Raw genomic sequence first — 19,843 nt, 5'->3', positions numbered from 1 at the left:
TCGTTTTGCACTGGCGAAAAGACAACACTTTTTGATAACTATCAACTGCTGAACGTGTCACGATTGGCGGGCGACGCGTCGCCGCGCGGCAGCCGCAAGCCGTTCCATGCTACATGGCCGCGCCTCCGGACGAGGACGGAACCTGCACGCATTCGCCCAGACCATTGTCCCAACGCCCGCCGGCGTCCAGGCAACTGTCGACTGCGGCTTCGTGCCTCATCCACATCAGCGCGGCGATGAGGGCGATCGCCAGGGCGGCATAGCGCAAGAGTTTCGGCATGTCAGTTCTCCGGTGCCTGGATATCCAGCTTCTGCATCTGGTAGCGCAGCTGGCGCACGCTGATACCGAGCAGGCTGGCGGTCCGGGTGCGGTTGAATTGGGTCTGCTGCAGCGCGCGCTGGATGATGTCGCGCTCGACCTGCTCCAGGTAGGCCGGCAGGTTGCTCGGCAGGCTGTCCGGGCCGAGCGCGACCGGCACGCCCGGTTCCGGCAGCGGCGCCGCGGCCGGCGACGCGGGTGCTTCGGCCGGCGTGGGCGGCAAGGCCGGCGCGGGCGCCTCCCAGGCACGCGCGCCCTCCGCCGGCCGCGCCGCCTTCAGCGACAGGTCCTCGACCTGGATCACGCCATCGTTGGCAAAGGCCAGCGCGCGTTCCAGCACGTTCTCGAGTTCGCGCACATTGCCGGGGAAGGAATAGCCGCGCAGGGCGTCGAGTACGCCGGGCCCGAGCGATGCGCCGCCCGGTCCCGCCAGGCGCGCGAGAATCGCGTTCGCCAGCACCGGCAGGTCGTCGAGGCGCTCGCGCAGGGGCGGCAGCGCCAGCTCGATCACGTTCAGGCGGTAGAACAAGTCCTGGCGGAAGCTGCCGTTCTCCACGCATTTGGCGAGATCCTTGTGGGTGGCGCTGATGATGCGCACGTCCACCGGCTCTTCCAGGGTGGCGCCGATCTTGCGCACGCGCCGCTCCTGGATCGCGCGCAGGAGTTTCACCTGCATCGCCAGCGGCAGGTCGGCCACCTCGTCGAGCATCAGGGTGCCGCCGTTGGCCGCCTGGAAGAAGCCGTCGCGCTCCTCGGCCGCGCCGGTGAAGGCGCCCTTGCGGTAGCCGAAGAACTCGGCTTCCATCAGGTTCTCGGGGATCGCGCCGCAGTTCACGGCGACGAAAGGCTTCGATGCGCGCGAACTTTGCGCATGGATCTCGCGCGCGGCCAGCTCCTTGCCGGCGCCGGACTCGCCGGTAATCGCGATCGGCGCCATCGAGCGCGCCAGGCGCGCGATCTGGGCGCGCAGCGCCTGCATCGCCTGGGAGTTGCCGATCAGGCGGGAACCGGTCCCGCCCTCCCCCGCCGCCGCGCTGGCCGGAGTCTCGGACAATTTCAGCGCCGAGCGCACCATCACGCGCAGCTCGTCGAGCACCACCGGTTTTGACACGTAATCAAAAGCGCCGGCCTTCAGCGCCACCACCGCGTTCTCGGCGCTGCCGAAGGCCGTGATGACGGCGATCGGCGTCTTCGAGCTGGCCGACACCTCGCGCACCAGCTCCAGCCCGAGCCCGTCGGGCAGGCGCATGTCGGTCAGCACCAGCGCATAGCTGTTGTCGTCGACAAGCCGGCGCGCCTCGCGCAGCGTGGCCGCACAGTCGACGTCCAGCCCCATCTTGACCAGCGTGATCTCGAGCAGGTCGCGCAGGTCGGCTTCGTCGTCGACGACCAGGATGCGGGGTGAACTCATGACTGCCTTCCTTTATTGTCCATTTGCGCCAGCCGCCGCCGGCTGGGCGAAGGTGATGACAAAACGGCCACTGGCCTTGTGCGGCCCGCTGGCGGCCGGATCGTAGCGGTACTCGTAGTCGAGCTTGGCGCCATTGTTCAGGCACAGCTCGCGCGCCAGGTACAGGCCCAGGCCCGTACCCTTGCTCGACGTAGTATAGAAGGGTTCGAACAGGTGGGCGCGCACCTCGGGCGTGATGCCGGGGCCGTCGTCCTGCACGTGCAGCTCGAGCGTGCCGAAGGGGTCGAGCTCGGGCCAGATGCGGATGCTGGCCGGCTTGCGGCTGGCATAGCGGATCGCGTTGCCGAGCAGATTGACCAGCACTTCGCGCAGGTGCAGGCCGTCGAAGCGCACCTCGATCGCGCCGGCGCCACCCAGCCAGAGCATCTCGTCAGGAAGATCCTGGGTTTCACAGAACTCCGCCTTCAGCTCGGCCAGGAAGCGTCCCAGCCCAATCGGCTCGGCATAGGGCTGGGCCTTGCGCGAGAGCTGCAGGATGTCCTCGACCATGCGGTTCACGCGCGCCACGTTGTCGCCGATGATCTTCAGGAGCCGCACCTCGGCCTTGCCGTGCAGGTCCTCGGCCAGCAGCGCGGTCGCGTGGCCGATGGCCGACAGGGGATTGCGCACTTCGTGCGCGATGCTGGCCGTGAGCCGGCCCATCGAGGCGAGCTTCAGTTGCTGCGCCTGGTTTTCGATGGCGCTCACGTCCTGCATGAAGACGACGCTGCGCGCGGGCACGCCGGCGCCCACGTCGACGCGGGCGAAACGCAGCTTGAGGTGGGCCGGCTGGTCGCGCCGCGCGCTCGCCGCCGCCGCGCCATTCGCCGCTTCCTGGAAGGGTTTCAGGATGACCCAGGCTTCGTCCGGCCCGGCTTCGCCTTCGACCGGCTCGACCGCGGCCAGGACCGGGGACGTGCCGGTGGCGCCTATCCAGCGCGCAAAGGCGCCCGCCACCGGCTCCAGCCCGTGCACCGCATCCAGGCGCAGCCCGGCGGGCGTCTCCAGCCCCAGCATGCGCCGCGCGGCCGGGTTGGCGGTGTGGATGGCGCCGTCGGCGCCGAGCACCAGCACGCCGTCGCCGACGTCGGCGATCACGATTTCGTTGATCGACTGCTGCACCTGCAGGTCGAGGCCACGCTGGGACGCCAGCTCCTCCTGCCCGATCAGGCGCGCCGCCAGCCGGTTGACCAGCAGGACCACGGCAAAGAAGGCCACGCCGTACATCCCGGCCTGCATCATGGGCGGCTCGCCCTCGCGCGTGAACAGCTGCCAGGACGCTTCGAGCAGGATGAAGATCGAGGCGATTGAGGCCGAGAACAGCGCCAGCAGCAGGGGCGCGAGGATGGCGGCGCCCGCCAGCGGGAACAGGTAGAGGATGCCCAGGCCGCTGCGCACGCCGCCGGCCGCCAGGTACAAAAGCGAGATCGCGGCCAGGTCGACCGCGATCTGGCAGGCCAGCTGCGCCGGGAAGCGGCGCTTCCAGAAGGTGGTGACCAGCGCGAACAGGACCGCCGCGCCGAAATAGGCGAAACAGGTGCGCGCATAGGCCGGGTCGGCGCCGGCGCGGCCATCGCGCACGTCGAAGGCCAGGTAGAGCAGCAGCACCACCCCGATGACGATGCGGGTGACGTTGAGCGCCTGCAGCGAGCGCCAGAAGGTCGTGCGCGACTGCGTGGACAGCGCCGGCCAGCGGATCTTCAAGGCTTCGCCGGCGGCAGGCGCACATGGCCGGGGCTGCAGTAGTCCAGGCCGTCGGCGCGTACCGCCTCGGAAGCCGGGAAATGCAGGCCGCAGTGGGCGCAGCGGGTCATGTTTTCGATCTGCGTGCCCGGCGGCGGGGCGCTCGGACGTGGCGGCATGCGCTCGTCGTGGCGGCGCGCGGCGGCGCGCAGCTTGGCGCGCACCGCGAAGCCGATCAGGACGATCAGGGCGATCCAGAACAGCAGGCGGCTCATGCGATCCCCCGGTGCAGGACGACTTCGAGCACGAAACGGCTGCCGACATAGGCCAGCGCCAGCGTGGCGAAGCCCGCCAGCGTGAAGCGCAGCGCGGTCTTGCCGCGCCAGCCGCGCCAGTGGCGTCCGGCCAGCAGGGCCGCGAACAGGATCCAGGACAGCAGCGCGAACACGTTCTTGTGGTCCCAGCGCATCGCGCGCCCGAACAGCTGCTCCGAGAACACCACGCCCGACAGCACGGTCAGGCTGAGCAGGACGAAGCCGATGCCGATCAGGCGAAACAGCAGCTTTTCCATGGTGAGCAAGGCCGGCAGCTGGTCGATCGCGCCGGCGAACCAGCCGCCGCCGCCGGTCGTTGCCGTGCGCGCATGCAGCCGGGTTTCCTGCAGCGCCATCAACACCGCATGGAAGGCGGCGATGGTCAGCGTGCTGTAGGCAAGCACGGCCACCGCCACGTGCCAGCCGAAGGCGCTCGACTGGCTTTCGACCGCCATGACCGCCCCGGGAAACAGCGCCGGCAGCAGGGCCGCGCCGAAGGCGCAGGGCATTACCAGGCGGCGCAGGCCGTCGAGCGCGAAGTTGCGGTTCTCGATCCAGTAGGCGGCCACCGAGACCCACAGGGCCGCCGACAGCATGATGGCAAAGCCGATGCGCAAACTGCCCGGCCCGAAGGCGGCGCTGCCCAGCGCCGCGGCGTGGACCAGCCAGGCCAGCGCGGTGACACCAGAGATGACGGCGCCCCGGCGCGACGGCAGCAGGGCGCAGGCCGCGTACAGGAAGGCCGCGGCAAAAAAGAGGGTGTTCTGCATACCGGCAGTCTACACCATCGGGAAATGGCGGTGGCAGCCCCCTCCCCCGCCTTTCCGGTTGTAGCGGCGTAGGGTGGGCACGCTGTGCCCACGCGGAACGGCGACCATTGTTTGCTCCATTCCTGTCGAGCTCTCGGCAATTACGCGGCGTCCCGGCAAACATCCCGCCAGCGTCCCCATCCACCGCACACGTTCCCGAGCGAATCGTCACGGCCAAGGGTGCAAGGACAAGCCCGTACCGCGTGGGCACGGGGTGCCCACCCTACCGATCAATCCACCGCCGCCATCCTCAGCTCGTCGCTGTGATGCCGCTGCTGCTCCTCCATCACCAGCTGGCCGAGTTCGCGCTTCAGGGCATTGAACTCGGGCGCGGCCGGATCGCGCATGCGCGGCAGGTCGACGATGATGTCGCGCTTGACCGTGCCGGGACGGTAGGTCATCACCACGATGCGGTCGGCCATGTAGATCGCCTCCTCGATGCTGTGGGTGACGAACAGGATGGTCTTCTTCAGCTCGGCCCAGATGCGCAGCAGCTCGTCCTGCAGGTTGCGCCGGGTGAGCGCGTCCAGGGCGCCGAAGGGCTCGTCCATCAGCATGATCGGCGAATCGAGCGCCAGCACGCGCGCGATCGCCACGCGCTGGCGCATCCCGCCCGACAAATCCTTCGGGTAGCGCTGGCGGAAGTCCGACAGCGACAGCATGCCCAGCAGCCCGCCCACGGTGCGGCGGATCTCGGCCTTCGGCATGCCCTTGATGTCCAGCCCGAAGCCGACGTTCTGCTCGACCGTCATCCAGGGAAACAGCGCATACTCCTGGAACACCATGCCGCGGTCCGGCCCGGGCGCGGCCACCGGCGCGCCGTCGACCAGGATCGTGCCGCCCGTCGGCGGCGAGAAGCCCGCCACGGCGTTGAGCAGGGTCGACTTGCCGCAGCCGGAAGGTCCGAGCAGGCAGGTGAACTGGCCGCGCGGGATCTCCAGGTTGATGTCCTGCAGCGCCACTACCTGGCGATCCTCGCTGGAGAACACTTTGCTCACCCCGTTGACTTGGATATGGATTGCTTTCGCTGCGTCCATTTCAATGCTCCAGGCCGCGGTGCCAGCGCAGCAGATAGTTGTTCAGGCGGTTCATGCCGATGTCGATCGCCAGGCCCAGCATGCCGATCGTGATCATGCCGGCGATGATCTTGTCGGACCAGAAGTACTCGCGCGCTTCCAGGATGCGGTAGCCCAGGCCGTTGTTCACCGCGATCATCTCGGAGACGATGACGACGATGAAGGCGGTGCCGATGCCGATCCGTACACCCGACAGGATGTAGGGCACGGCGGCCGGCAGGATCACGCGCACGAACATGGTGACGCCGCCCGCCCCCAGGTTGCGCGCCGCGCGCAGGTAGATGCCGTCCACGTGGCGCACCCCGGCGATGGTGTTCATCAGCACCGGGAAGAAGGCGCCGAGCGCGATCAGGAACACGGCCGGCGGATTGCCCAGCCCGAACCACAGGATGGCCAGCGGAATGTAGGCGATCGGCGGAATCGGGCGCAGGATCTGCACCAGCGGATTGAACCAGGCGTAGACGGCCGGGCTCGCGCCCATCGCCAGCCCGAGCGGCAGCGCCAGGCCGGCGCCGACCAGGAAGCCCACCACCACCCGGTACAGGCTGGTGAGGGTATCGACGATCAGCTCGCCCGAGAAGGCCCAGTGCCACCAGCCGCCGTCGGTATAGCTTTCGTACGGCGTCAGCGGCAGCAGGTAGGCCACCCACCGCTCCCACACCGCCAGCGGCGAGGGCAGCACCTGGGGATTGACCCAGCCCATGCTCGCCACCCACTGCCAGACGCCGATCGCCAGCACCGGCACGACCATGCCGATGCCGATTTCGCGCCAATTACGCTTTTTCATGTCGCCCCCGGTGACTGGGTTGACTTACTTGATGTTCAGGCTTTTCTTGGCCGCGTCCAGCAGGTCGGTCTTGACCCAGTCCGCAGCTACCGGCGGCTTGCTCATGCGTCCGACCCCGGTCTTGACCATGGTGTCGGTCGTGATCTGGATGTGCTCGGGGGTGATGTCGTAGGAGTATTCGGAATTGCCGATCGCGTCGTTGAAATCGTCGGTCGTGATCTGGCCCTTGAACACGACTTCGCGCACGTATTTCTCGGCCAGGCCCTTGTTGTCGATGAAGGTCTTGGTGGCCTGCACGAAGCAGCGCATGAATTTTTCGGCGACCGGGCGGCGCTCCTTGTAGAACTTCTCGGTCATGACCATGGTGCGGATCGGTTCGCCGATCGGGGTGTCGTAGGGTTTCAGCACCTCGGCGCCGAAGCCTTTGTTGATGGCCTGCGAAGACTGCGGTTCGGACTGCATCATGGCGTCGATCTGCTTGCCCAGCAGCGCCTGGTTCAGGTCGGCGTAGGGCAGGAACACCAGCTGCACGTCCTTGCCGGGGGCGGCGTCGGCTTTCATGTTGTGCTTGGCCAGTTCGGCCAGCAGCAGCACTTCCTGGATGCCGCCGCGCGTCACCCCCACGCGCTTGCCCTTCAGTTGCGGCACGCTGGTGATCTTCAGGTCGGGCCTTGCGACCAGGCGCGCGCCGCCCTTGGCGAAACCGGCCACGACATAGATCGGGGCGCCGCCGGCGCGGCCCGAGATCGCCGCCTCCGAGGCGGTGGTGCCGACATCGAGCTCGCCCGCGATGATCGCCTGCATGACGTCCAGCCCCTTCGGGAAGATCTTCTCCTCGACCTTGATGCCGCACTTGGGCGCGATTTCCTTGATGTACGAGACGGCGCCATAGTGCGCGAACTTGAGGTTGCCCAGCCTGACCACTTCCTGGGCCTGGGCGCCAGCCGCGGCCAGCAGGGTCATTGCGATCAGGGTCTTGCCGAACACTTTAGTCATGCCATGTCTCCGTTAATGCGCTTCGTCAGAATCGGTGGGCTGCTTCGGTGGTGCCGGAATGCCGCCATCATTGTCTGGTTATGATGCCGGTGGGAAAAGGCTATATGGGAATGTTAGATGTGTCAAACGTGACAATGAACAGTTGTGACACAAGACATAACACGCCCTGAAAAAAGGCGTAATCAGCGCGGCAGCGGCGGGCGAAGGTGTCTTGCGCAGGGTAAAATGGCGGTTTTCCGAATGCCGTCTTATATATAGAGTCAGGTAGAACATGCTAGATAACCTTACCCAACGCCTTGCCAAGGTCGTCAAGACCATGCGCGGCGAGGCGCGTCTGACCGAAGCGAACACCGCCGAGATGCTGCGCGAAGTGCGCCTCGCGCTGCTCGAGGCCGACGTGGCGCTGCCGGCAGTGCGCGAATTCATCGCCAAAGTCAAAGAGAAAGCGCTGGGCGAAGAAGTCATCGGCTCGCTCAGCCCGGGCCAGGCCCTGGTCGGCGTGGTGCAGCGCGAGCTGGCCGCCCTGATGGGCGCCGACCTTGGCCCGGAAGCGACCCAGCTGTCGTTCGCCCAGCAGCCGCCGGCGATCATCCTGATGGCCGGCCTGCAGGGTGTCGGTAAAACGACCACCGTCGGCAAGCTCGCGAAATACCTCAAGGAGCAAAAGAAGAAGAAGGTCCTGACCGTCTCGGCCGACGTGTATCGTCCTGCGGCTATCGCCCAGCTCGAATCGGTCACCAAGCAGGTCGGCGCCGACTTCTTCCCGACCACGGCGTCGGACAAGCCGGTCGACATCGCGAAGAACGCCCTCGACTGGGCGAAGAAGCACTACCACGACGTCCTGATCATCGACACCGCCGGCCGCCTCGGCATCGACGAAGCCATGATGCAGGAGATCGCCGCGGTGCACGGCGCCGTGAAGCCGATCGAGACCCTGTTCGTGGTCGACGCCATGCTCGGCCAGGATGCGATCAACACCGCGAAGGCCTTTAACGACGCCCTGCCCCTGACCGGCATCGTGCTGACCAAGCTCGATGGCGACTCGCGCGGCGGTGCGGCGCTGTCGGTGCGCCACGTGACCGGCAAGCCGATCAAGTTCGCCGGCGTGTCGGAAAAGCTGGACGGCCTGGAAGCCTTCGATCCGGCCCGCATGGCGAACCGCGTGCTGGGCATGGGCGACATCCTGGCGCTGGTCGAAGAAGCGCGCAAGGGCGTCGACGAGAAGGCCGCCCAGGACATGGCCAACAAGATCAAGTCCGGTGGCCGTTTCGACATGAACGACTTCAAGGCGCAGCTGTCCCAGATGAAGAAGATGGGCGGCATGTCGGGCCTGCTCGACAAACTGCCGGCGCAGTTCCAGCAGGCGGCGGCCGGCGCCAACATGGACCAGGCCGAGAAGCAGGTGCGGCGCATGGTCGGCATCATCGACTCGATGACGCCGCAGGAGCGCGCCAAGCCGGAGCTGATCAAGGCCAACCGCAAGCGCCGCATCGCCGCCGGCGCCGGCGTTCAGGTGCAGGAAGTGAACCGCATGCTGACGCAGTACGACCAGATGCAGACCATGATGAAGAAGCTCAAGGGCGGCGGCCTGATGAAGATGATGCGCGGGATGAAGGGCATGATGCCCGGGATGCGCTAGGCGTTTTTCCCCGCTTTTGCCCTTTGAACGCCGCGCCCGGCACCTGCCTGGCGCGGCGTTTTTACGTCGGTTTTTGCGTGGATTTTCACTCTATTGGTACGCCCGGCGTCCAAACCCGGAATTTTGAATCGAATAGAGTGAAAAAATGGTGAAAAAGACTTGCAGGAACGCTAAAACGCCACCAATATAAGCCGTGCGATGAATTGCGCAACTTTTACATATGTTCGTTTAGGAGGCTCGAAGATGGCAACAGCCAAGAAATCCCCAGCAGCGCCCGCAAAGAAGGCGACGTCTGCGAAGACGTCGGAGAAGCCGGCGGCCAAGCCTGCGGCGAAGAAGGCCGCAGCAGCTCCTGCCAAGGCAGCAGCGCCGAAGGCCGCGGCAGCAAAGAAGCCGGCTGCGGCACGCAAGCCGAACGCCGCTTTCATGAAAGAGCTGACGCCGTCGGCCGAGCTGGCTGCAGTGGTCGGCAACAAGCCGCTGCCACGCACGGAAGTGACCAAGAAGGTCTGGGAATACATCAAGAAAGCGGACCTGCAGGCTGCAGACAACCGCCAGATGATCAACGCCGACGACAAGCTGAAAGCCGTCTTCGGTGGCAAGGAACAAGTGTCGATGTTCGAAATGACCAAGCTCATTTCGAATCACCTGAAATAAGAAAAGCCTGGCTGTCCAAAAGCCTGAACGTAAAAAGCCCCGGTCGTGTGATCGGGGCTTTTTGTTTTTGGCGAATAATAACCGCGGCGGAACCCGTAGGGTGGGCACTCCGTGCCCACGCGGAAGGATGCATCGCGTTAGCCTGGAGCCGCGGCGGCGAGGACTGCATGGCGAGTCACGCTTTCGCGGCATGGCTGCGCCGCTTGCAGAAGCGTGAAAGCGTTCGCAACGATCATTTGGTAACGCTGTCGAACTGCACCCTGTTTAGCTGAAATGCTGCTGGCAAAACGCATGTGTCCGCGTGGGCACGGAGTGCCCACCCTACGAACGACAGCATCCCAGCCGGGGAGCTTAAAACCCGAACGCCGCCTTCATCAAATCGAACACGCGGGTATTCTCCATCGTGCCCTTGAACGGTGCGGACCCGGCGCCGGTCGCGTACAGCTTCACGTCGCCGCCGCCGTGCGATTCGCTCGACCAGCGCACGCCGGCTTCCTGGTGATAGTCCTCGGCCAGTGCGGTGGCGCTGTCGACGTCGGCGCGCAGGTCCGGGCGGTTCGGGCCGTTGCCGAAGACCAGGGTCGTAAACGTTTTGCCGTCGGCGTCGCGGGTCGGCTCGCCGTTGGCGTAGCCGCGCACGATGTCGAGCACCGGGTTGCCGCGCTTCGGGTAGCCGTTCAGGACCATGGTGTGGTCGTGGTCGGCGGTGACGACGATCAGCGTGTTCTCCAAGCCCGGATCGATGGCGCGCATGCGCTCCACCGCGGTCTGGATCGCCTCGTCGAAGGCCACGGTCTCGACCAATGCGTTGCGCGCATTGGTCTCGTGCAGCGCGTGGTCGATCTTGCCGCCTTCGACCATCAGGAAGAAACCCTTCGGATTCGCGGAGAGCAGCTCGATCGCCTTGGCCGTCATTTCGGCCAGCGTCGGCTGCGCGGGACGGCGTTTCGATGCATAGTCGAGGTGGCTGTCGGCGTAGATGCCGACGAACTTGCGGCCGACGCGGCTTGACGCCATGTCGGCGCGGGTGTTGGCGACAAAATAGCCGCGCGCACCCAGTTCGGCCAGCAGGTCGCGCCCGTCGCCGCGGCCCTTCGGATTGCGTTTCGCATCGAAAGGCGTGAAGTGAATCTTCCCGCCTCCCATCAGCACGTCGACACCGTCGCCCAGGCGCGTGTTGTAGCCGGCGCCGCCCGGCACCACCTGCTGGGCAATCGTATGGCCCATGTCACGGTCGCACACGTGGGCGAAGGTCGAGGCCGGGGTGGCGTGGGTCAGCTCGGTGGTGGTGACCGCGCCGACCGCCTTGCCGTTGGCCTTGGCCAGCTCCAGGATGGTCATGGGCGCGCTGCCGTTGCTCGCGCCGCAGCGGTCGATGGTCGGGTTGCCGTTGGCGTCCTTGCCTGGCGCCACCGGCTTGGCGTCCTTCATCGAGATCACGTCGTTGTTGATCTTCACGCCGGTCATGTAGGCGCCCATCGAAGGCGCGCTGTCGGTGACCTGGGCGTCGGCCGAATAGGTCTTGATACGCGCGGTGCGGTCGAGCCGCTCGAAGTTCAGCAGGCCGTCCTCGCCCGCCTTGAAGATGCGCGCGGCGGTGATCGTGGTCGCGCCCATGCCGTCGCCGAGGAAGAAGATGATGTTTTTCGCCGTTGCCTTGGCAGGGGTGCTGGCGGCGGGCCCAGTCTGCGCCTGCGCGCCAAGGCTGCAGCAGGCCGCCAGCAGCAGCGCGGTGATGCGGGTCTTGTTCATTACTTGTTCTCCTCTGGCGCCGACAAACCGGCCGCGGTCTTGATCAGGCTGAAAACGCGGGTGTTGTCGATGGTCCCGCGGAACAGCTCGGCATTGGCGCCAATCGCGCCGAGGTACACGTCGGCGCCGCCATGGGTCTCGGCGCCCGTGCGCGTGCGCACCACCGCTTCCTGGTGGTAGTCGTCGCCGGCCGCGATCTCGTCGGTCAGCTGCACGCCCTTGCGGCTGCCCTGCACCCGGTGTTCGCCGGTGCCGAAGCCGAGGATCGTGAACGGCGCGCCGTCCTTGTCCAGGCGGACCTTCCCGTCCGGCAGGCTGCGCACCAGGCCCAGCACGCCCGGGTTGGCCGGGGTCGTCTTGCCGGTACGCGGCGAATAGCCGTTGATGAGCAAGGTATGGTCGTGGTCGGCGGTGGCCACGATCAGGGTGTTCTTCAGGCCCGGATCGATGGCCTGCATCCTGTCGATGGCGACCTTGAGGGCCGCGTTGTAGCTGACCGTTTCCTGCAGCGCGCGCTTGGCCAGGGTGGCGTGCAGCGCGTGGTCGATCAGGCCGCCCTCCACCACCAGGAAGAAGCCGTTCGGGTTGCGCGACAGGATGTCGATCGCCTTGGCGGTCATGTCGGCCAGCGCCGGCTGCTTTGCGGCGTCGCGCGCTGCTTCATAGGTGAAGTGGTTCTGGGCGAACAGGCCGAGGGCCGGCTGCGAGCTCGCGGCCAGGGCTTGCATCTCCGCGGTGGTCGAGGCGTAGCGCCAGCCTTTGGCCTTCAGCTCCTCGACCAGGTTGCGGCCGTCGGCGCGCTTGCCGCCCTGGGCCACCGGCGCGAAGAATTGGGCGCCGCCGCCGAACACGAGGTCCAGGCCATTGCTGCCCAGGGCCGCGTTGTAGCCGGCGCCGCCCGGCACCAGGCTTGCCGCGATGTCGGATTCGATCTTGCGGTGGCAGGCGTGGGCGTAGGTGGCGGCCGGCGTCGCATCGGTGACGCTGGTAGTGGTGACGACGCCGGCGGCCATGCCCTGCGCCTTGGCCAGTTCGGCCAGGGTCGGCACCGGACGGCCGTTCTCACAGCGGCTCACCTGCTTGTTGCCGTTGGCGTCCGCCACCGGCGAGATCGAACGCGTGTCCGAGGACATCGAGATCACGCCATTGTTCTGCTTCACTCCCGTCATATAGGCCGACATCGAGGCCGCACTGTCGGTAACCTGGGCGTCGTTCGAGAAGGTCTTAACAAAAGCCGATTCCGGCAAGGTGTCGATGGTCAGCTCGCCGTCTTCGCCGACGGCGTAGATGCGGGCGGCGGTGAGCGTGTTGATGCCCATGCCGTCGCCGAGGAAGAAGATGACGTTTTTGGCGCGAGGAATGGGGTCGGCCTGGACGGTGCCGACGGCGGCCTGCTGCGGCGCCGTGCCGGTCGACGCGCAGCCGGCGAGCAGTACCAGCAACAGCGGGCTGGCGCCGGCGAGAGTGGTCAATCGCATAGTGAACCCTGGAATGGAAAGCGGGCAGTCTACACCGCTCTGCGCCCTTGTGGTTCGTTTGTCATGTTGCGGTTTTGTAGCTACTTAAATGAGCTGGACACCGAACAGCTTGATCAGGCGCGCCAAGTCCGGATGGCTCTCGAGCGGTTCGGCGGCCTGCACGCAGCGTACGCCCGAGCGCTCGAACAGCGCCACTGCTTTGCGGGTATTGAGCTGCCTGCTGACGTAGCTGATGCCGTCGGCTTGCGGCACCTGTTCGTGCACCGCGCGGCTCAGGCGCTGGGTGTAGGCATAGTCGCCGGCCGCGCAGACGTCGTTGTTCAGTCCCAGGCGCTTCAGGGCGGCGCCGGTCAGGTCGAGCAGCTTCAACATCGGATCGGGGCGCTGGTAGCGCACGACCCAGCGCTCGGCAATGTCCTCGAGCGGGACCAGCCAGCCGCCGTCTTCGAAGGACGCGATTTCGTGGATCACGGTCTCGGCGAAAGCGACGTCGAGGGACTCCGCCGCATAGCTGACGCCAAAACGGCCGAGCGGATCGTCGAACCGGTAACGCACGGTGGCCCCCCACCAGGGTTCGGTTGCGGGAAAACGCGTCAATCTTTGCAAGGTGGCGACATCGGTCATCACGAAGTCGAGTGCGCCCCTGGCCTGCGCCGCGGCAAAGTCGGGGAGCGACGCGCTCAACTCTGGGTCCAGGCTTGCGCCAGCCGCAGGACGTCGGCCAATCTTCCTTTCTCGATTGCCTCTGCCGGCGTCGCAGCGCCAAGCGATCCATGCTGGCGCCTCAGGAAGATCAGCTTGCTTGCCGCACTGGCCGGGCCGAGCGCCTCGATGATCCGGGCCAGGTGTTCGCGCGTGAGGTGCAGGGCTTCCGCCGGGTAGAAATGCTGGCCGCCTATGCGGAAGGAAAAGATTTCGCCGCGTTCGCGCGCCTTGTCCAGGGCCTGGCGGGTGATGCCCCAGGCATCCTGGATCCGCCTGCCCTCGACCAGCGTGCCATCCTCGCTCCATTTGCGCAGTTGCGCCTCGCCGCGCAGCGAGGCCTCGCGCATTGCTGCACGGTTGGCGCGGACATGCGCCGGCACCGGGTCCTCGCGCCCGGCCGGCTCGTCGAGGTCGATGAATTCCATCACGGGCTCCACCGGCACGAGATTCGTCTCGGAATCGAGCGTCGCCAGGACCTCATGTAACTGTTCGAGGAGAGAAGGCGACATCGGACGATGCACCTGGAGAATGAAAGAGGAACGCTCCTGACCGGCGGGGTCGAGGCTGCGCGCTTCTGCTTCGGACGGAATCCGTACTGCGATCGCTGCATTCATGACGGCCTCCTGGGATGTGAGTCGATGCTACACCCAAGAAGCAACCAAAGCAACCAGCGCAACCAAAGAAACGCGGGTAGGCAGACAGGTAGTGCTAGCTAGCTAGCTAACTAACCAACTGACTAACTGATTACCTAGCGCGACGCCACCGCCGTTGGATTGAATTCCCATTTCTTCCACGCCGCCAGCACCGCGTTCGGATACTGGGGCTTGCCGCGGCTGCCGTTGTAGCGGCCGAGCGCAAGATAAAGGTTGCCGCGCTCCATGTCGATGTACATGCGCAGGATCGAGCAGCCGTAGCGCAGGTTCGTTTGCATGTGAAAAAGCTTGCGGCGGTCGCTGTCGCCGATGACCTTGGTCCAGAACGGCATCACCTGCATGTAGCCGCGCGCGCCTGCAATCGACACGGCGTACTTGCGGTAGGCCGATTCGACCTGGATCAGGCCCAGCACAAGGCCCGGATCGAGCCCGGCGCGGGTCGCCTCGTACCAGGCCGCTTCCAGGAACTCGGTGCGCGAGAAATCGTCGGGAATGCGCTTTTTCAGCCGCCCCGACATCTCGTTGAACCATTGCTGGTAACGCAGCCGCGCCGCTTCGTCGCGGAACACCGGTTTCGGGGGACGCGCGTCGTTGATCGCGTTCGACAGCGCCAGGCGGACGGAATCGGCCAGGGCCTCTTCCTTCTGGTTGCCGGCATGCGCGGCGCCGCCCGCGACGAGTGCCGCCGCAAGCGCAATGGCGAACGCGACTCTGCCCAGCCGGACGCGCGCCCGGCTGTGGACCTGCTTCAGCTTCACTGGCCGAGTTTGCCCTTGATGAAGCCGGTGATGTCCGCTACCGGTACGGCAGTGGCTTCGGTGTCGCGGCGGCCCTGGTATTCCAGGTTGCCTTCCTTCAGGCCGCGCTCGCCGATGACGATGCGGTGCGGCACGCCGATCAGTTCCCAGTCGGCAAACATGGCGCCCGGACGCAGGCCGCGGTCGTCGACGATCACGTCGACGCCAGCCGCCAGCAGTTCGGCGTACAGCTTCTCGGTCTGTTCCTTGACCATCTCGCTGCGGTCCAGGCCCATCGGGCACAGCACCAGCGTGAACGGCGCAATGGCGTCCGGCCAGATGATGCCCTTGTCGTCGAAGTTCTGCTCGATCGCCGCGCCCAGGATGCGGGTCACGCCGATGCCGTAGCAGCCCATCTGCAGCGGCGCCGGCTTGCCGGCTTCATCCAGGAAGGTCGCTTCCATGGCTGCCGAGTAGGCAGTGCCGAGCTGGAACACGTGACCGACTTCGATACCGCGCTCGATCGCCAGCACGCCCTTGCCGTCCGGCGAGGCGTCGCCTTCGACCACGTTGCGCAGGTCGGCCACCATCGGCTCCGGCAGGTCGCGGCCCCAGTTCACACCGGTGATGTGGAAGTCGAGCTCGTTGGCGCCGCAAACAAAATCCGCCATGTTGGCGACGGTGCGGTCGGCAACGATCTGCACCGGCAGCTTCGGGTTCACCGGACCGAGGTAGCCCGGCACGGTGCCGTAGACTTCCTGGATCTCGGCTTCGGTCGAGAAGCGGTAGGCGCCCAGGCCCGGGACCTTGTTGACCTTCACTTCGTTCAGTTCGTGGTCGCCGCGCAGCAGCAGCATCCAGTATTCCTTGCTGACCTTGCCGTCTTCTTCCTTCTCGACGGTGAGGGCGATGGTCTTGACGGTCTGCGACAGCGGCAGGCCGAGCAGTTCGGCAACGCTTTCGCACTTGGTCTTGCCCGGAGTCGGGACCTTCTTCATTTCCTGCGTGGCCGCGCCGCGCTCGCCGATCGCCAGCGCCTCGGCCGCTTCCATATTGGCCGCGTAGTCGGACGTCGGGCAGTAGACCAGCGCGTCTTCGCCGGTCGAGGCGATCACGTGGAACTCGTGCGAGCCGGTGCCGCCGATGGCGCCGTTGTCGGCCGCTACCGCGCGGAACTTCAGGCCAAAACGATTAAAAATGCGAGTGTAGGCATCGAACATCACTTGATAGGACTTCTGCATGCCTTCGAGGTCGCGGTCGAAGGAGTAGGCGTCCTTCATCGTGAACTCGCGGCCGCGCATCAGGCCGAAGCGCGGACGACGCTCGTCGCGGAACTTGGTCTGGATGTGGTAGAAGTTCAGCGGCAACTGGCGGTAGGACTTGATCTCGCTGCGCACCACGTCGGTGACGACTTCTTCCGAGGTCGGCTGGATCGCGTAGTCGCGCCCATGGCGATCCTTGACGCGCATCAGCTCCGGCCCCATCTTGTCCCAGCGGCCGGTTTCCTGCCACAGTTCGGCAGGCTGCACGACCGGCATCAGGAGTTCGAGGGCGCCCGACTTGTTCATCTCTTCGCGAATGATGGCTTCGACCTTGCGGATCACCCGCAGGCCGGTCGGCATGTAGGTGTAGATGCCCGAGCCGAGGCGCTTGATCATCCCCGCCCGCATCATCAGTTTGTGGCTGACGATCTCGGCGTCGGATGGCGCTTCTTTAAGAGTTGAAATAAAAAATCGTGAGGCGCGCATATCGATGAATTCTTTTTAAAAAGAGAGGGTTATAATCGACCTAATTTTAAAGGATTAGCTGGCTGATGCGTCCAATCTTTGTACAAATGGGTCCGGAACACGCAGCCGCCGCCGTTTTCGTTATCGGAAGGCACGGCTGACACATGGATTTATAGAAAAAAAGGCAAAGGACCAGAGGCCCGCAGAAAGTTTCGAGGTGCACTTATGCTCGATCGTGAAGGGTTCCGCCCCAACGTCGGCATCATCCTGCTCAACGCCAACAACGAGGTGTGGTGGGGCAAGCGGGTGCGCGAGCACTCGTGGCAGTTTCCGCAAGGGGGTATCAAATACGGCGAGACGCCGGAACAGGCGATGTACCGCGAGCTCGAGGAGGAAATCGGTTTGCGCCAGGAGCACGTCAGGATCGTGGGCCGCACCCGCGACTGGCTGCGCTACGAGGTGCCGGACCACTTCATCAAGCGCGAGATCCGCGGCCATTACCGCGGGCAGAAGCAGATCTGGTTCCTGTTGCGCATGGTTGCGCGCGACAACGACGTCAACCTGCGCCTGACCGACCATCCCGAGTTCGACGCCTGGCGCTGGCACGACTACTGGGTGCCGCTGGACGTGGTCATCGAGTTCAAGCGCGATGTCTACCAGAAGGCGCTGCAGGAGTTGTCGCGCTTCATCACCTGGCCGGCGAACAGCGCGAACGGCGAGCGCCGCCACAGCGCCCGCTACCTGCGCCAGCCGCGCGGCCCGGGCAACGCCTCCTCGGCGGCGGCCAAGGCAGTCGCCAAGGCGCGCGAAGCGGCAGCGGAACCATCCTTGCTGCTGACGCCGGAAAAATAGTTGCGACGGTAACTCATCGATCGTAGCGCCGAAGGGCAAGCACGCCGCGCACGCGGCGGGGCTTGCCTTTTTCTTTTGCAATCAATTGCAGATTGCGATCTTTGAAACTTCCCCCGTAGAATCATCGGCATGAAGCCGATCCTTACCTGCATGCTCGCCTCGCTCCTGCTGGCCTTGTCCGCCCAGCAGGCACGCGCCGCTGGCGACGAAGCGCCCCGTTGCCGTTACGTGGCAATCGCGAAGTTGCCTTTACATTACACAGGCCCCTACCTGGAAATCACGACCAGGGGCGTCATCAATGGCACGCCGGCGCTCATGCTGGTCGACACTGGCGCCTACGATAGTTTCCTGACCCGCCGCGGCGCCGAGCGTCGCAATATGAGATTGAGCAACACGGGCCGGGTTGCCCAGGGCGTTGGCGGCTTCTCGTCGATTTACCAGACCCAGGTCCAGGAGTTCGTGGCCGGCTCCGCGCGCAGCGAGCCCGGGACCATGCGCGTGCTGTCGGACTTTGGCGCTGCCCCCTCCTACGACGCCATCCTCGGCGCCCCCTTCCTGATGCAGGCCGACCTCGAAATATCCCTGGCCAGCAAAGAACTCAAGTTTTTCCAGCCGATCAACTGCGCCGACGACCACCTCGGCTACTGGGATCCTGCGGCGCTCGCCGTCCCGCTTGAAGCCAATATCCACCACAGCCCGAACCCGCCTTTTACCGTCCTCGTCAACGGCCAGAAGATGCGCGCCATCATCGACACCGGCGCGCAGGTGTCATCCATCTCGCTCGCGGCGGCGCGGCGTGCAGGACTGAAACTGGACGCACCCGGCGTCAAGCGTGCTGCCGACGTCGTCGGCGTGGGCGAGAACAGGATGACGCGCTGGCATACGGTCCTCGAGACGTTCCAGATAGGAGAAGAAACGATTCGGAACGCTGATGTGAGCGTGACGGAAGGTCTTGACAGCATTGACGTACTGCTTGGCGCCGACTTCCTGCGATCACACCGGGTGCTATTTGCCTTGAGTCAGCGCAAGCTCTATTTTTCCTACGTCGGGGGCGAACCCTTCGACCAGGGCAACAGGCTCGCCCCGTGGATCCAGGCCGAGGCCGAAGCAGGCAATACGGATGCCCAGATGATGTTGTCGAGCATGTACGCGACAGGCAAGAAGGTCGCCCGCGATCCCGCCCTGGCCATTGGCTGGCTCGAAAAGGCTGCGCTCGGCGGCAACGCGCATGCCAACATCGCCACCGGTCGTCAACTGTTGCTGCAGGGCGAGCCTGCGCAGGCGGCCGCCCGCCTGCGCGCCGGACTTGACAAGCTGCCCGCGAACCGGCCGGCTGCGTTGTGGCTTTACCTTGCCCGCGTGCGCAGCGCGCAGCCGGAACTCGCCAGGACCGAGCTGGGCACTGCCTTCGCGCGCAGCAAGGACGACGCGTGGCCGGCGCCCATCGCCGCCTTCTACCTCGGCAAGATCGACGAGAACGGCCTCCTGAAGCAGGCCAGCGGCGACAGGGTCCATGCGGCGACACGCCGTTGCCAGGCGCTGGTGTCGATGACGGAATGGTACCGCGCGCACGACAATGGCGAGCGCGCGGAAACGATCGCTGCGCAAAGCAGGCAGGAATGCCGGCCTGCGGCATCCGTTACCGGCAGCCATGCGGTGCAATCGGAAGACGAGACGCGCTGAAAGCAGCAGCCCGGCCGGTGGCCGGCAAGCCCGGCGCCATCGCGCTACAATGGCGCCCTTCCCCACCGCTTTCGATTCCCAGCCATGTTCACTCCGTCCTCGCACGACGTGCGCCGCTTTTTCTGTGAAGCCTTCCGCAAGCAACGCGCCGGCGAAGTGCTCACGCCGATGGACGCCATCGCCGCCGACTGGATCGTCCAGCATCCCGAATACCACGACGAACTGTTCGATGCCGAGGAAGCGGTCGCGCGCGACTATTCGGTCGAGGGCGGCAAGCCGAATCCCTTCCTGCACCTGTCGATGCACCTGTCGATCGCCGAACAGGTCTCGATCGACCAGCCGCGCGGCATCAAGGCCGCCCACGACCTGCTGGTGCAGAAGATCGGCGAGCACGACGCCCACCACGAGATCATGGAGTGCCTGGGCGAGATGATCTGGAAGTCGCAGAGGAATGGCGTGCCGCCGGACACCGATGCCTACATCGAGTGCGTGCGCCGGCGCGCGACGCGTTAAGAAATATCGTTTC

Annotated in this window: 19 protein-coding genes; 5 read left to right on the top strand and 14 right to left on the bottom strand. The window is 65.6% G+C overall.

Features of this window, described 5'->3' with window-relative positions; translation table 11 throughout:
- Nucleotides 1–109: 109 nt before the first annotated feature.
- The 8 genes from ACSUZJ_RS04180 to ACSUZJ_RS04145 form a co-directional block, all read right to left on the bottom strand.
- Nucleotides 110–280 carry a hypothetical protein gene (locus tag ACSUZJ_RS04180; RefSeq protein ID WP_499413570.1) on the bottom strand — a complete coding sequence of 57 codons (171 nt, stop codon included), beginning with the start codon at nucleotides 278–280 and terminating at the stop codon, nucleotides 110–112.
- Between the two features lies 1 nt (nucleotide 281).
- Nucleotides 282–1,730 (bottom strand): sigma-54-dependent transcriptional regulator, encoded by a 1,449-nt coding sequence (locus ACSUZJ_RS04175; protein WP_499413569.1) that lies wholly within the window; start codon nucleotides 1,728–1,730, stop codon nucleotides 282–284.
- A 12-nt stretch (nucleotides 1,731–1,742) separates the two neighbouring features.
- Nucleotides 1,743–3,473 (bottom strand): sensor histidine kinase, encoded by a 1,731-nt coding sequence (locus ACSUZJ_RS04170; RefSeq protein ID WP_499413568.1) that lies wholly within the window; start codon nucleotides 3,471–3,473, stop codon nucleotides 1,743–1,745.
- Nucleotides 3,470–3,727 carry a PP0621 family protein gene (locus ACSUZJ_RS04165; protein WP_499413567.1) on the bottom strand — a complete coding sequence of 86 codons (258 nt, stop codon included), beginning with the start codon at nucleotides 3,725–3,727 and terminating at the stop codon, nucleotides 3,470–3,472. The genes ACSUZJ_RS04170 and ACSUZJ_RS04165 overlap by 4 nt, the downstream gene beginning before the upstream one ends.
- Nucleotides 3,724–4,536, bottom strand: coding sequence for a cytochrome C assembly family protein (locus ACSUZJ_RS04160; RefSeq protein ID WP_499413566.1), 813 nt, complete (start codon nucleotides 4,534–4,536; stop codon nucleotides 3,724–3,726). The genes ACSUZJ_RS04165 and ACSUZJ_RS04160 overlap by 4 nt, the downstream gene beginning before the upstream one ends.
- A gap of 269 nt (nucleotides 4,537–4,805) precedes the next feature.
- Nucleotides 4,806–5,612 carry an ABC transporter ATP-binding protein gene (locus ACSUZJ_RS04155; protein ID WP_499413565.1) on the bottom strand — a complete coding sequence of 269 codons (807 nt, stop codon included), beginning with the start codon at nucleotides 5,610–5,612 and terminating at the stop codon, nucleotides 4,806–4,808.
- 1 nt (nucleotide 5,613) lies between these two features.
- Nucleotides 5,614–6,402, bottom strand: coding sequence for an ABC transporter permease (locus tag ACSUZJ_RS04150; protein ID WP_499416430.1), 789 nt, complete (start codon nucleotides 6,400–6,402; stop codon nucleotides 5,614–5,616).
- 60 nt (nucleotides 6,403–6,462) lie between these two features.
- Nucleotides 6,463–7,434: an ABC transporter substrate-binding protein gene (locus ACSUZJ_RS04145; protein ID WP_499413564.1), complete on the bottom strand. Its 972-nt coding sequence runs from the start codon at nucleotides 7,432–7,434 to the stop codon at nucleotides 6,463–6,465.
- Between the two features lie 271 nt (nucleotides 7,435–7,705).
- Here ACSUZJ_RS04145 and ffh point away from each other — a divergent pair, with 271 nt between their 5' ends.
- A complete protein-coding gene (ffh, locus tag ACSUZJ_RS04140) occupies nucleotides 7,706–9,073 on the top strand; it encodes a signal recognition particle protein (RefSeq protein WP_499413563.1) in 1,368 nt (455 codons plus the stop codon).
- Between the two features lie 243 nt (nucleotides 9,074–9,316).
- On the top strand, nucleotides 9,317–9,730 hold the full coding sequence (locus ACSUZJ_RS04135) for an SWIB/MDM2 domain-containing protein (RefSeq protein ID WP_499413562.1): 414 nt from the start codon (nucleotides 9,317–9,319) through the stop codon (nucleotides 9,728–9,730).
- A gap of 351 nt (nucleotides 9,731–10,081) precedes the next feature.
- On the opposite strand, the gene ACSUZJ_RS04130 is transcribed toward ACSUZJ_RS04135, so the two are convergent.
- The 6 genes from ACSUZJ_RS04130 to ACSUZJ_RS04105 all read right to left on the bottom strand — a co-directional run bounded on the left by ACSUZJ_RS04130 (nucleotide 10,082) and on the right by ACSUZJ_RS04105 (nucleotide 16,803).
- Nucleotides 10,082–11,482, bottom strand: a complete 1,401-nt coding sequence (locus ACSUZJ_RS04130) for an alkaline phosphatase (RefSeq protein WP_499413561.1) — start codon at nucleotides 11,480–11,482, stop codon at nucleotides 10,082–10,084.
- Nucleotides 11,482–12,960, bottom strand: a complete 1,479-nt coding sequence (locus ACSUZJ_RS04125) for an alkaline phosphatase (RefSeq protein WP_499413560.1) — start codon at nucleotides 12,958–12,960, stop codon at nucleotides 11,482–11,484. The genes ACSUZJ_RS04130 and ACSUZJ_RS04125 overlap by 1 nt, the downstream gene beginning before the upstream one ends.
- A gap of 84 nt (nucleotides 12,961–13,044) precedes the next feature.
- Nucleotides 13,045–13,644, bottom strand: a complete 600-nt coding sequence (locus tag ACSUZJ_RS04120) for an RES family NAD+ phosphorylase (RefSeq protein WP_499413558.1) — start codon at nucleotides 13,642–13,644, stop codon at nucleotides 13,045–13,047.
- A complete protein-coding gene (locus ACSUZJ_RS04115; protein ID WP_499413557.1) occupies nucleotides 13,641–14,279 on the bottom strand; it encodes a hypothetical protein in 639 nt (212 codons plus the stop codon). Before ACSUZJ_RS04115 ends, ACSUZJ_RS04120 begins: the two co-directional genes overlap by 4 nt.
- A gap of 134 nt (nucleotides 14,280–14,413) precedes the next feature.
- Entirely contained in the window at nucleotides 14,414–15,037 is a 624-nt protein-coding gene (locus ACSUZJ_RS04110; protein WP_499416428.1) for a lytic transglycosylase domain-containing protein, read from the bottom strand.
- A 35-nt stretch (nucleotides 15,038–15,072) separates the two neighbouring features.
- Nucleotides 15,073–16,803, bottom strand: coding sequence for a proline--tRNA ligase (locus tag ACSUZJ_RS04105; protein WP_499413556.1), 1,731 nt, complete (start codon nucleotides 16,801–16,803; stop codon nucleotides 15,073–15,075).
- 204 nt (nucleotides 16,804–17,007) lie between these two features.
- On the opposite strand from ACSUZJ_RS04105, the gene ACSUZJ_RS04100 reads away from it, so the two are divergent.
- From ACSUZJ_RS04100 to ACSUZJ_RS04090, 3 genes are all read left to right on the top strand, one after another.
- Nucleotides 17,008–17,634: an RNA pyrophosphohydrolase gene (locus ACSUZJ_RS04100; protein ID WP_499413554.1), complete on the top strand. Its 627-nt coding sequence runs from the start codon at nucleotides 17,008–17,010 to the stop codon at nucleotides 17,632–17,634.
- Between the two features lie 129 nt (nucleotides 17,635–17,763).
- Entirely contained in the window at nucleotides 17,764–19,317 is a 1,554-nt protein-coding gene (locus ACSUZJ_RS04095; RefSeq protein ID WP_499413552.1) for a retroviral-like aspartic protease family protein, read from the top strand.
- 84 nt (nucleotides 19,318–19,401) lie between these two features.
- Nucleotides 19,402–19,830 (top strand): DUF1841 family protein, encoded by a 429-nt coding sequence (locus ACSUZJ_RS04090; protein ID WP_499413550.1) that lies wholly within the window; start codon nucleotides 19,402–19,404, stop codon nucleotides 19,828–19,830.
- Nucleotides 19,831–19,843 lie beyond the last annotated feature (13 nt).

It is taken from the genome of Telluria sp. B2, from assembly GCF_051789535.1.
GTDB lineage: Bacteria > Pseudomonadota > Gammaproteobacteria > Burkholderiales > Burkholderiaceae_D > Telluria.
Note: the sequence above shows the minus strand (reverse complement) of the source record. Positions and strands in the feature narration are given on the sequence as shown.

Bases quoted from the DNA above. Each gene is read 5' to 3' on its own strand.
- ACSUZJ_RS04100 (WP_499413554.1), top strand. From the start codon at position 17,008: ATGCTCGATCGTGAAGGGTTCCGCCCCAACGTCGGCATCATCCTGCTC.
- ACSUZJ_RS04160 (WP_499413566.1), bottom strand. From the start codon at position 4,536: ATGCAGAACACCCTCTTTTTTGCCGCGGCCTTCCTGTACGCGGCCTGC.
- ACSUZJ_RS04125 (WP_499413560.1), bottom strand. From the start codon at position 12,960: ATGCGATTGACCACTCTCGCCGGCGCCAGCCCGCTGTTGCTGGTACTG.
- ACSUZJ_RS04150 (WP_499416430.1), bottom strand. From the start codon at position 6,402: ATGGTCGTGCCGGTGCTGGCGATCGGCGTCTGGCAGTGGGTGGCGAGC.
- ACSUZJ_RS04135 (WP_499413562.1), top strand. From the start codon at position 9,317: ATGGCAACAGCCAAGAAATCCCCAGCAGCGCCCGCAAAGAAGGCGACG.
- ACSUZJ_RS04180 (WP_499413570.1), bottom strand. From the start codon at position 280: ATGCCGAAACTCTTGCGCTATGCCGCCCTGGCGATCGCCCTCATCGCC.
- ACSUZJ_RS04130 (WP_499413561.1), bottom strand. From the start codon at position 11,482: ATGAACAAGACCCGCATCACCGCGCTGCTGCTGGCGGCCTGCTGCAGC.
- ffh (WP_499413563.1), top strand. From the start codon at position 7,706: ATGCTAGATAACCTTACCCAACGCCTTGCCAAGGTCGTCAAGACCATG.
- ACSUZJ_RS04175 (WP_499413569.1), bottom strand. From the start codon at position 1,730: ATGAGTTCACCCCGCATCCTGGTCGTCGACGACGAAGCCGACCTGCGC.
- ACSUZJ_RS04115 (WP_499413557.1), bottom strand. From the start codon at position 14,279: ATGAATGCAGCGATCGCAGTACGGATTCCGTCCGAAGCAGAAGCGCGC.
- ACSUZJ_RS04155 (WP_499413565.1), bottom strand. From the start codon at position 5,612: ATGGACGCAGCGAAAGCAATCCATATCCAAGTCAACGGGGTGAGCAAA.
- ACSUZJ_RS04105 (WP_499413556.1), bottom strand. From the start codon at position 16,803: ATGCGCGCCTCACGATTTTTTATTTCAACTCTTAAAGAAGCGCCATCC.
- ACSUZJ_RS04165 (WP_499413567.1), bottom strand. From the start codon at position 3,727: ATGAGCCGCCTGCTGTTCTGGATCGCCCTGATCGTCCTGATCGGCTTC.
- ACSUZJ_RS04095 (WP_499413552.1), top strand. From the start codon at position 17,764: ATGAAGCCGATCCTTACCTGCATGCTCGCCTCGCTCCTGCTGGCCTTG.
- ACSUZJ_RS04090 (WP_499413550.1), top strand. From the start codon at position 19,402: ATGTTCACTCCGTCCTCGCACGACGTGCGCCGCTTTTTCTGTGAAGCC.
- ACSUZJ_RS04145 (WP_499413564.1), bottom strand. From the start codon at position 7,434: ATGACTAAAGTGTTCGGCAAGACCCTGATCGCAATGACCCTGCTGGCC.